Origin of the sequence: Streptomyces incanus (genome assembly GCF_042656345.1) — a bacterium.
Classification (GTDB): domain Bacteria; phylum Actinomycetota; class Actinomycetes; order Streptomycetales; family Streptomycetaceae; genus Streptomyces; species Streptomyces incanus.
The window spans coordinates 1-10,231 of record NZ_JBHSPC010000130.1 but is presented as its reverse complement, the minus strand read 5'-3'; the positions used below and the strand labels follow the sequence as shown (position 1 = coordinate 10,231).

The following is a 10,231-nucleotide window of genomic DNA, read 5'->3' as shown; positions in this document are numbered from 1 at the left end:
ACAGGAAGCCTTCCAGCGAGCCCTGACCGAAGGTGTTGCTTCAACGAATTGACACCGCCGAGAGCTGGTTCCGTCCCACGGCTTACGGAACGGAATCTCTCCGATTGCCACCGCTCCACCACATTGGTTCTTCGGGATTGCCTTTGGGCGGTCCGCAGGTAACTGTTCAGCAGAGTGTGAGCGGTTCGCCGACCGGACAAGGGTGGCTCGTTCGTCGTCCAACCGGCCGCATTCGGCGCGTGCGCCGTCCAGCAGGACGTGGTCCGATCGGTCTCCCACAGGGCCCCGGGCAGGCCCGGCGCGCGGTCGGCAGGCAGATCGCAGGTGCAATTGCTCCGCACTCAGGCATCCTCATAGTCTGTGCGGATGGATTCGGCTCAGTCTCTTCAAGAAGCCCCGGAAGTCCTTGTCGTTCCCACCATGACGGATGTGCCACGGGACGACGACGGCACGCCTCGTTTGGAGGGCACGGTCGATGTGATGCTCATCCCTCTGGAAGCCGAGTCGGGCGGGACGCAGCTCGTCGCTCTCGCTTTTTCCACCGTGGTCGGCCTGGTGGAGGCGATGGGAGAGGAGCAGCCGTGGGTCGCGATCCCCAGCGGCGAGCTCGAAGAGGCGCTGCGGGGGTCGGGCGCCCAGGCGGTTCTCCTCGACCCGCAGCCGGCGGGGGGCGCGGGGGACGCGGGGGACGCAAAGAATGGTTGATCCGAATTTCTCGGGGATAAACCCCGCAAACCTGATGAAGACGATCAGCAGTCTGGTCTCCGGCGGCAAGACGCTCCATCAGGGAAAGGCTGCCTATTTCAGTCGCTTTCAGAAATTCGGGCTGGACACGAGCCATCTCACGGAACTCGGGAAGATAGCTTCCTGGGTCGACGACGAACTACCCATGCTGCGTCGCCGCCAAGCACTCGCCGCTGCCATGGAGTTCGAGGGCGTGGGGCCCAAGCCGCCCATGGTTCAGCTGCGTGAGCCGGTGTGGACCGTGAAGCAGGCGCACGACGAGGGCGAGGAGTTGGCCAAGGAGGTCAACAAGCTCGCGGACATGGGGCCTGACGAGGCAGGCCCCGCCTTCCACCGCATCGCCGAGGAACTGGCCAAACGCAGCAAGGATCCGGACTACACCTCGGCGTTCTACGCCGGCATGGATCCTGATCTCGTCAAGAACCTCCCCATGGCGATCGCGGTGGCCAACGCGCCGACGGCCAAGGAGGACGCCAAGGTGTTCGGCACTGCGTTCACCACCGCCGTGAACGCCGAGAAACCTGCGCCGGGCTTCAACAAGGTGCTGGATCTCTTCCACGGCGATCTCCCCGAGGACGAACCCGGCGCCATCTTCAACCGCGCGCTGCTGCAGGGGGACGATCCCGACCTGTGGGACACCGCCTGGAAACATCTCCAGAAGGCGGTCACGGACCTCGGCGACCCGAAGGCGACCTGGACCGTACACTCGGGTCTCGTGGCCGGCGTCATCGGTGTCCAGTCGAAACTGTCGGACCAACTCTGGGATGAGGCCGGCAAGTTCTCCCAGGCGGCGAAGGCGGCCTATGAGCGACGCATCAATGCCATGACGCCTGAGGATCGGGCCAAGTTCAAGAAGGAGACGCGGACCAACGCCAAGGCTTCGAAGGCCGCGTCCCGGCAGGCCGAGCGGCTCTTCGCCAAGTACGGCATGGGATCGTTCTCGCGCCTGATGGAGGCGTCCCTCGGTGACTCCGCCCGCTGGCTCGCCGACAAGGTCCCGTACATCAAGGCGCCGACGGCCGTGAAGGGCGGTTGGCTCGGCAAGGTCTTCAGGACCGGAGGACGGGTGCCGCTGGTCGGCTCGCTGCTGACCATCGGCGGTATCGCGTACGACATCAAGGTCAACGGCAATGACACGGACGTGGCCGTGATCTCGAACACTGCGTCCCTCGGAGCCGGAATGGCGGGAACTTGGGGGGCCGCAGCGCTCGTCGCGGCTGCTGGCGGGCCAGTCGGCTGGGGCATTGCTGCGGGCATCGTGGTGGGCGCCGGTGTTGGCTACGGTGCCTACTATTTCCTCAACACGCCTACGGGTAAGAAAGTTTGTCATGCCGTCAGTGGCGCAGCCAAGAAAGTTGGTGAGGAAATAAGTGGAGCGGCCAAGAAGGTCAGTCGATGGCTAGGGTTCTGATATTCGTAGGGGTCGGATCTTATGGGAAAGAAGAAAAGAAGGACACGGGCAGACTGGACGCCGCCACCGAAGTCTGCTGAGCGGGAAGCTCTTGAGGCGGAGTGGCGCAGGCGGCGCTTCCAGTCGAGGCAGCCTCTTGTGCCGAAGCGGCGAGTGATTCTGGGGGTGTTCGCGATGTCCCTGATAACCGGCGGCATGTTCCTCGGTTTCTTGCTCCCGTCGGAGTCGCTGGTGAGCGACTTGCGTTCTCGTGGGGTTTCGGTCTGGGCGGAGGTCACAGCCTCGCCGAGGGACAAATACGGAAATCCGGGAAATGTTAAGGTCAAGTTCGATGGGCCCGAGGGTGAGATGGAGACTTCACTCTATGACTGGGGTGGTATGCGCCCGGAGGGGCTGACTCCCGGTGGCTTGGTGTCTGTGACGTACGACCCTCGGGATCCCGCACGGGTGCTGACGACGGCTTGGGTGAAGGACCCGCCAATGATGACGCTGCCGATGCTGGTTGTGCTGTTGATTTTCCTTTTCTTCTTGATCGGCTCCATTGTCGGTTTGATACGGCGACGTGTTTTGCTCAGGAGAAGAGAACAGATCGCGGCGAGTTGACTTTATCCTGTCGAACTCAAGAGAAGAGTAGGGGGCGCTTGTGGCAGATCCCGAGCCCAAGGTGGACAATCCAAGGAAGGCGGATCTGGAGAAGCTCCGCCGCGACCTGGCCAAAGAGGTCGAGCACCTCAGGAGGGCGCTGAAGGGGCCGACCGAAGACATCGGCGGCGACAAGGTGTGGGTCGGGAAGAACGCCCGCGCCTGGCACCGGGAACTGCAGGGCCGTCACAAGAAGCTGGGCGAGCAGGTCGACAAACTGCTCCCCCTGGTCGACGCGGCCATCCGGAGCGAGCCCGAGAAGGTGACGGCGGCGGAGGCCCGTTCGTACCGCAACAGCGCCTGACGCCGGAGTTCCTGTGCAGGTTTCTGCCGGTGGGCGTGGACGACCGTCGGGCGGCCCTCCCGGCGGCAGGAGGACCCGAGGTCCTGGGACGTGGACGGCAGGGCAGCGAGCAGGTCAGGTGCGCAGGCGGCAGCCGTGGCTGTCCATAGGGCCTCGAAGGCGTCATGCCACGCCCGCGGCGACATTCCCCGACGGCAGGTGGGCCGACGATGAGTTCGCCAGGTGGGCGAAGGCATGCTCGGCGATCGCGTGCGCGCGGTGGCACCGCTCTGCTGCGACGATCGGGAGCGGGCTGTCGGTGACCCGGCGGGGAAGCTCCCGACATCGCCTTTGGGTACTTGGCGGGCGTCAAGGGGTTCTCGGAGTGGCCTCGATCGCACTGCGGACCTTCTTGCGTTGGATGAGAGAGAACCGGGCGCCCGCGCGGGGGCTGACGGCCGTGATCTCGTGGGAGAAGAGCACCGAGTCCACGCGTACGACGATCAGGCCGGTTGCACCCATGGGGTCCGCACCGTACGGGACTGACTGGAGGGGTGCCCGGGGCGGAACCCGGTGAATGCGACCGTATCCTGGCCATCGAGACAGCGGGGGAGGCTGCTATGGCGAATCCTGACGTTCAGGAACTCAACCGGCGTGCCAGCCAGTTGCGTTCACTCGCCGACCACATCGACTCGTTGGTCGACACCGCCAAGAACGCCAGTATGACCGGAATGAAGACCTGGTCGGGCCCCAATGCGGACGATGTCCGGGGCAAGCTGAAGGACTGGCAGACGAAGTGTGGAACCGTCGCCAAGGCTCTGCGGAACGAAGCACACCAGTGCGCGCAGGACGCCAAGGATCTCCAGGACAAGAAGAAGTGAACGACGGCACCGCCGTTGACGGGAGGAATCCGACCAATGCCCTCGTATGACAGTTCGCGCGCTCGCTTCCGGCTGGCCGACCGGCACATCGCCGTGTTCGCTCATCTGGTAGACGGCGAAACCCCACCCGACGAACTGTGGGAGTCCCTGGTGGAACTCCAGCGCATCGGTCTGGTCGGGGAGGAGGGGGAGTTGGCACCGCTGCTGCGCGACCTGATCGGAGCCCTCGCGAATCCGATGGTCATGATCCAGGTGGAGGTCACAGGAGAGCACGGGCCGGTGAACCACGGTGTCGTCGTGGGCCAGGAGGCGGTGTACTCGCACGACGCCTGGCCCGGTGAGGAGGAGTCCGAGTACGTCTCCATCGAGCCCAACACCCTCGTCTGGGAGCTGGCCCGTAAGGTCAACCTGCATCGTGGTGAGAAGCCGGAGGAAGGCACCCCCGCCGTAGTGCGTGTCGAGACGACGATGACCGCGCTCGACGCTGCTTTCGTCGCCCTGGAGGGTCCGGGGCTGGACGATGAAACCACCCACGCACTCGTCCGCGAGGCGCTTGTCGGGGCCGACCCCGAGCTCAAGGGGCCGGCGCTCGACCGGTTCACCGAGCTGGTCGCCTCCCTGAACGCGACTTGGCGTATCACCACGGCCTGGGACGGCGAGCACGACAACGAACACTCCACCATGATCCGTGCCCTCGCCGTCTGGGATTGCGGCCCCGCAGGCTACTGGCTACGTGAGCAGCCCGAGGAACCGATCACACCGGGCCAGGTCGGCCCCGACAGCCCTCTGGTCCTCGCCCGTGCTCACTCGGCGGAGGTCTGGGAGAAGATCACAGACCTGCTGCCGGACCGCGAGGAGCTGCTCATCGAAGGCGAGTGACCGCGACGAACGTCGACTCGGACAACCTGATCAACCGGCCGAACACCGAAGGCGACTTGCTCGCACATAGGTACGAGATCAAAACCAGTTCATGGGATTCGCCTTCGACTTGGCGATGCTCTTGCCCAGATCCTTGGCCTTGTCACTCACCCACTTCTTCGCCTCTCCCGCGCCCTTCTTGATGTCGTCCCAGTGTTCGACAACCTTGGCACCGCCGTAGATGAGGCCGGTGCCCACCGCGAGACCGATGGTGACCGGGTTTGGCGCCACCATGGCTGCCGTGAGAGATGCGTTGAAGCCCACCTCGGCCACGTCGGCGACGTAGCCCGCGCCTCTCTTCTTGAAGGCGTCGACCGGATTCCCCTGGGAGACGACGTTGGCCAGACTGAAGCCGGTGGACGCGATGCCGCCGATGATGCCGGCGCCGCGCAGGAATCCGGCGGTCTTGGCCGCGGCGTTGAGGCCCGCGCGTAGGCCGCCTGTCTCGCCCGCCGCCCGGGAAGCAGTGGTGAAGACCTTGACCAGGCTGGCATTGCTGGCCCGGGTGACCGCTTGACCCGAGTGGGTGAGTCCGCCGTACCGAGCAGCCAGGGCGTCGGATCCGACGAGGAAGTCGACGGCGTTGTTCACGCCGAAGCTGCGCATGAGGGGCGTCCGACGTAGCCAGTTGTAGGCGTCGCCTATTCGGTCGGCGCGGAGACCACTGGTCAGCGGGACGCGGCTGATGTTCTGGTAGGTGGAGCTGCCGGAGAACATACGGCCGAGCTGTCCGGGCAGCCAGCTACCGGGAGCGCTCAAAGAGCGAATCTTCGGCGACCACTTGATCAGGCCGTTGCCCGCCGAACGGATGAGCCCGTTCTGGGAGCCGCGCAGGACCACGCCGAGCCGGGTCTTCCAGGCGCGCAGCGCCCCGGCCTTCAGGGAATTGCCGAGCAGTACCTTCGTCATCGAGGTGCCCTGAATGGTAACGACTGCGGTCGCCGCGGTCACAGCGGTCCAGTCGCCGTAGAGGCCGATCATGGTGGCGATGGTCTCTTCGTGCGGTTGCAGCCCGGGTATCCGCGAGACCGCGTGGGCTTCGACTCGCTCGATCCATTCCGCCAGGGTCTCGTCGGGCTGCCGCTTGAACCTGTAGCTGTTCGGGTCGTTGCTCGCCGCGACCGAGTTGGCCAGCAGCAGGACGTCAGGGCTGAGTTCGTCGTTCCCGTACTTGTTTATTTCCCTCGTGCTGAAGCCCGCCCACAGCAGACCGGCCTGCGGATCACCGCTCTCCAGCCGGGCGAACACAGCCCGCTTGCGCAAGTCCGGGGCGGTGGCTGTGACCCAGGACCGCAACGGCTTCAGCGCGGCGAGCTGGCTCGTGACACCGAGCCGGGAGGCCCGGGTGAACGCCTCGTCCAGCTTGTCCTGCACACCTCCGCGACCGTCCAGCAGCTTCGCGAGCTGGTCCAGATCATCTGGATTGACGTTCCTCAGACCCATGGTTCATCCCCCTATGGAACCCCGAACCCAGGCCGTCCATGACCTGGTCGCGAATCGGCGCACCGTGACAGGAACCGGCCTGAGCGCCGCCCTTGCCTGGCAGCATCTCCAAGAAGACAGTGTGCCTGTGAACTCCCTTTGGCCGTTGATGAGTTGGATCAGCCGCCCCTCACCGATCGCCGACGAGTGCGAACGCGAAAGCCAGCCGCCGGTCCACCCATCCCGCCCGTACGGTCATCCGCTCGCTGCCTTCCGACACCATCACGATCTTGTCTGCAGCCCGCCAGTCCAACGAACGCGGCTTCGTGCGCTGGTCACCGCCTTCCGCGCCCAAGTCGCCCACGGCGTTGAAGACGCCGCCGAGGAACCGGCCCGCCACCCGCCCGGCGATCTCCTTGGCATCCCCGCTCACCCATTCGTTGCGCCCGACGATCTCGGGGTGGTCCGGCTGCTCAATGCGCCACGTGTGCTTGAACGGACGCCTTGGCGGTACACGCGTCAGCGTCCCGATGACCTGCCCCGCGTCGTCGCGCACGATGTACTGCTGCTCGCCGCCGTCCGTTTCCACAGGCGGTTCCACGTAGCACAACAGGCACCCGCCATCGGCGTCCTCGTACAGTGTGTGCTCGGGACGCGCGACATCCAGGCCGGGCAGCGCGGAGCGTTGTATGTGCTGTGTCTCCACGGAGCCGAGAAACGCGCACGGTGCCAGCACCCGCATGTCCTTTGGCCCTCTGGCTACGCGGATTGCCGGCTTGCCCCACACGGCACGCTTGCGCTTGACGGTCTCAGGTCGTTCCACGGACGACACCAGGAACGTCTGCACATCCGCCCAGTTGACCGGATCCACCGGCGACTCCTCCGCTTTATGCCTGCTGAATGCCATGTGCGACTCCACGACCGCCTTCAGAATGGGACGGCTTGACTTTATCCAGAAGGCGGAGCCTCCATAAAGCCAGGTCCTCGGCTCAGGAATGTGCCGACTCCCCTGCCGTACTGGTGTTATTGATCCGAGATGCTCGGGTTCAGGCCTGTTGATGGTGTGTGAGTGATCTGGCGGGAGATGCGCCGACCTGGTAGTCGGGTAAGTGTTCCGCCCTGATCAACCGCTGCGGAGTAGGCCGTAGGCAAAGACCAGGCGTCGGTCCAGTCAGTCGGCCCTGATCAGGTACCTGGCGTCATTGAGCCGTTCTCAGCAACGTGACGGTTGCGTTGCGTGACGAAGTGAGGGCAAGGCCGAGCTGCCCCGAGCTCAGAAGCACGCGAAGCCCCTGGTAAGAACAGGTCTGCGAAGATCATGTTCCGGACACCAAGAGGCTCCACGCGTTGACCAGTGCCACCTATACCGCTGTGCTCGATGTCCGCCGGGAGATCGCTGAGACCCTGGCCCGGCTCCTGCGAACACACCGCGACCAGCTCGGTACCCGGAGGAACACCCGTGCCCTGGGGGTCTTCAAGCAGGCGGTGCTGGTGCTGCGATGGTTCACCGACGGAACCCGACTGGCCCAACTTGCCCGCGACAACGGCATCTCGACACCCACTGCGTATCGCTACCTGCACAAGGGGATGACCGTGCTCGCCGGCACGCCCCGGATCTGTCCACCGCGCTGGAGCGCGCGGTGGCGGCCGGCTACACCCACCTCGACCTGGACGGCACCGTCATCCGTACCGACCGCGTCGCCGCCCCGGGGCCGAACGGTGCCGCCCTGTGGTGGTCCGGAAAGCACAAGCGCCACGGCGAGAACGTGCAGGTCATATCTGCCCCGGACGGTTGGCCGCTGTGGGTCTCCCCGGTCCGCCCCGGCCGCGAGCACGACACCACCTGCGCCCGCGCCCACGGCCTGATCGCCACTCTCAACCGGCTTGCCATCATCCTGGGCGTGCCCACCCTGACCGACCTGGGCTACGAGAACACCGGGGACGGCTTCCGCCACCCGTACAAGAAGCCCGCCGGAGGCGAACTGAGCGAAGCCCAGCAGACCTAAAACAAGGTCATCCGCGACATCCACGGCGTCTGCGAACGCGCCAACTCCCTGCTCAAGACCACCTTCAAGGCCTGCGCAGGGTCAGCCTCGACCCCAGCCGCATCACGAAGATCGCTGCCGCAGCCCTCGTCCTGCTCCAACTCGAGTACGACCGCACCATCCGAACGATCACACAACGACACGATCCGTTGCTGGGAAAGGCTCATTGAGGGTCAGGACGAAAACCGACGAGTACGTCGCACAGCCCACCGCGATGGCGATGGTCGCCACGCTCACCGACGTGCCGGACCTTTGGTTCGAACTCCCTCCGGGATTCATGGAGTTCGACCTTGAGGAGGACGCGGAGTCGCGCATGCTGCGGATGACGGAAGCCACCGACCTGCTCTTCGCCGACGCCACTCCGGAACAGAAGTTCAGCCTCGTCGTCTCGGGCGAGTACATCCTCCAGACGATGATCGTGGCGGGAGCCGAGCACGTCTCCAGCTGTTTCCTGCGCATGTCCGACGGAGAACTGTCCCAAGGAACCCTGTGCGTGCTCATCGAGAGGCCGGAGAACGGGCCAGGGCATCAGGACCGGCGGGGCACGGCGAAGCGAACGGCCGTCCAGTGGCGAGAGCTGTTCCCCGATGCCGAGGTCGGCCTGGTCATGCTCCCTTACGGCATCGCCGCCCTCTGTACACGTGATCAGGACCTGTACGTCCCGGGCGCCCTGTTCGGCCTCGACGACCCGGTGCCCACGACGGTGCGGCAGCTGCAGCTTTGCGTACCGTTGCAGACCGGCCCGGGGACGGCACTGTTCGTCTTCACGACGGAGAACATCGGACACTGGCCCGAATATCTCGAGTTGCTCAGCAGTGTCATGAAATCCGTCTCGGCGGAGGAGCCGCAGCGGGAGGGCGCCCCGGGGGGTGGCGAACCGGTGGGCGGGGAAATGGAGAAGCAGTCATGAGTGAGGTCGCGGAGGACGAGGTACGGTCCGGGCGGGCGCGGTATCCCATCGCCTTGGCGGTCAGCATCGGCTGTTACGTGCTCGCCGTGATCGCGGGAATGTTCGTCCTGGCCGACAGCCTCGGACCTGGCTTGCTCATCCCTCTGTGGATCGCCCACGGGGTGCTGCTCATCGTGCTGATACGAAGGCTGGGGGCCAAGGAGTCCAGCACCTACGCGACGCTGTTCATCGTGACTGTGTCCCTGATGTCGGTGTATGTCGCAGATATGGCGCGTGAGGACCTCACCCTCCAGCAGCGAGGCGAGGAAGTCACGGCCACCGTTGTCAGGGAATGGCGAGATGCCGCTGAGGGGCGCAAGGCGCGTGACTACAACTACGCGTTGGAAGGACAGGACGGCACCGCGGTTCCCGGTCCCGCTATGAAAGCGACGTCCGACCGGTATGACGTCGGCCAGGACATCACAGTGATCGCGGACCCCAAGGGGGAGTTGCGCCCCCGGACGCTCGGTCAGGCGGATCCCGCGGGCGAGGCGGTCGGCTCAGCGGCATTCGCTCTCACGGCACTTGGCTCCGTCGCCTGGATGACCTGGCGAGGTTCGGACACCACGAGGAGCAGGGATGCCCGGAAACGGGGTCCGGGGCGGATACAGAAGGGGTACAAGGCCGTCACCCGTGACCACTCCACGCGGGTGGAGCAGGAGGAGAAGCTGCGAGAGGCGCTGCGCACCTGCCCGGCGGACCGTCGTGGCTACATCAAGGTGGAGCCCGAGGAGTACCCCGACCTGTCGCAGGGCCGCGCAGCCCGGATCGCCTGGGAGGCGGGGTTGCGGGCGGAAGCGGTGGGCAACCGGGGCTCGTGGCGTTTCAAGGAGAATGTGATCGAGGAGGTTCCGCACGACTGATGCTGACGCGGGGCCCTAGGGCCTGTGTGAGGTCGTGATCAGTATTCGCTTTCCGCTGACGTACCGGGGCGGA

The 10,231-nt window shown here is 65.4% G+C and carries 11 protein-coding genes and 1 pseudogene; 9 read left to right on the top strand and 3 right to left on the bottom strand.

Annotated elements, in window-relative coordinates; genetic code table 11:
- The first annotated feature begins 420 nt into the window (after positions 1–420).
- Genes ACFP2V_RS33820 through ACFP2V_RS33805 form a run of 4 tightly spaced genes read left to right on the top strand, consistent with a single transcriptional unit; the run spans position 421 to position 3,101 of the window.
- Positions 421–705 carry an SAV_915 family protein gene (locus ACFP2V_RS33820; RefSeq protein WP_381219098.1) on the top strand — a complete coding sequence of 95 codons (285 nt, stop codon included), beginning with the start codon at positions 421–423 and terminating at the stop codon, positions 703–705.
- A complete protein-coding gene (locus ACFP2V_RS33815; protein WP_381219097.1) occupies positions 698–2,155 on the top strand; it encodes a hypothetical protein in 1,458 nt (485 codons plus the stop codon). The genes ACFP2V_RS33820 and ACFP2V_RS33815 overlap by 8 nt, the downstream gene beginning before the upstream one ends.
- A 21-nt stretch (positions 2,156–2,176) precedes the next feature.
- Positions 2,177–2,758 (top strand): DUF3592 domain-containing protein, encoded by a 582-nt coding sequence (locus ACFP2V_RS33810; protein ID WP_381219096.1) that lies wholly within the window; start codon positions 2,177–2,179, stop codon positions 2,756–2,758.
- 40 nt (positions 2,759–2,798) lie between these two features.
- Positions 2,799–3,101, top strand: a complete 303-nt coding sequence (locus ACFP2V_RS33805) for a hypothetical protein (protein WP_381219095.1) — start codon at positions 2,799–2,801, stop codon at positions 3,099–3,101.
- 348 nt (positions 3,102–3,449) lie between these two features.
- Here ACFP2V_RS33805 and ACFP2V_RS33800 read toward each other — a convergent pair whose 3' ends face one another.
- Complete coding sequence (locus ACFP2V_RS33800) at positions 3,450–3,602, bottom strand: hypothetical protein (protein WP_381219094.1); 153 nt, start codon at positions 3,600–3,602, stop codon at positions 3,450–3,452.
- 98 nt (positions 3,603–3,700) lie between these two features.
- On the opposite strand from ACFP2V_RS33800, the gene ACFP2V_RS33795 reads away from it, so the two are divergent.
- Both ACFP2V_RS33795 and ACFP2V_RS33790 read left to right on the top strand, forming a co-directional pair.
- Complete coding sequence (locus ACFP2V_RS33795; RefSeq protein ID WP_381219093.1) at positions 3,701–3,961, top strand: hypothetical protein; 261 nt, start codon at positions 3,701–3,703, stop codon at positions 3,959–3,961.
- Positions 3,962–3,997: 36 nt separating this feature from the next.
- The gene (locus ACFP2V_RS33790; RefSeq protein ID WP_381219092.1) at positions 3,998–4,840 is read left to right on the top strand and encodes a hypothetical protein; all 843 of its coding nucleotides are present in this window, start codon (positions 3,998–4,000) and stop codon (positions 4,838–4,840) included.
- Positions 4,841–4,918: 78 nt separating this feature from the next.
- On the opposite strand, the gene ACFP2V_RS33785 is transcribed toward ACFP2V_RS33790, so the two are convergent.
- Entirely contained in the window at positions 4,919–6,316 is a 1,398-nt protein-coding gene (locus tag ACFP2V_RS33785) for a PE-PGRS family protein (RefSeq protein ID WP_381219099.1), read from the bottom strand.
- Between the two features lie 175 nt (positions 6,317–6,491).
- Complete coding sequence (locus tag ACFP2V_RS33780; RefSeq protein ID WP_381219091.1) at positions 6,492–7,208, bottom strand: hypothetical protein; 717 nt, start codon at positions 7,206–7,208, stop codon at positions 6,492–6,494.
- 440 nt (positions 7,209–7,648) lie between these two features.
- Here ACFP2V_RS33780 and ACFP2V_RS33775 point away from each other — a divergent pair.
- The 3 genes and pseudogenes from ACFP2V_RS33775 to ACFP2V_RS33765 all read left to right on the top strand — a co-directional run bounded on the left by ACFP2V_RS33775 (position 7,649) and on the right by ACFP2V_RS33765 (position 10,158).
- Positions 7,649–8,516, top strand: a pseudogene (locus tag ACFP2V_RS33775) (HARBI1 family protein).
- A complete protein-coding gene (locus ACFP2V_RS33770; protein WP_381219090.1) occupies positions 8,513–9,256 on the top strand; it encodes a hypothetical protein in 744 nt (247 codons plus the stop codon). The pseudogene ACFP2V_RS33775 and the gene ACFP2V_RS33770 overlap by 4 nt, the downstream one beginning before the upstream one ends.
- Positions 9,253–10,158 (top strand): hypothetical protein, encoded by a 906-nt coding sequence (locus ACFP2V_RS33765; protein WP_381219089.1) that lies wholly within the window; start codon positions 9,253–9,255, stop codon positions 10,156–10,158. The genes ACFP2V_RS33770 and ACFP2V_RS33765 overlap by 4 nt, the downstream gene beginning before the upstream one ends.
- The last annotated feature ends 73 nt before the right edge of the window (positions 10,159–10,231 follow it).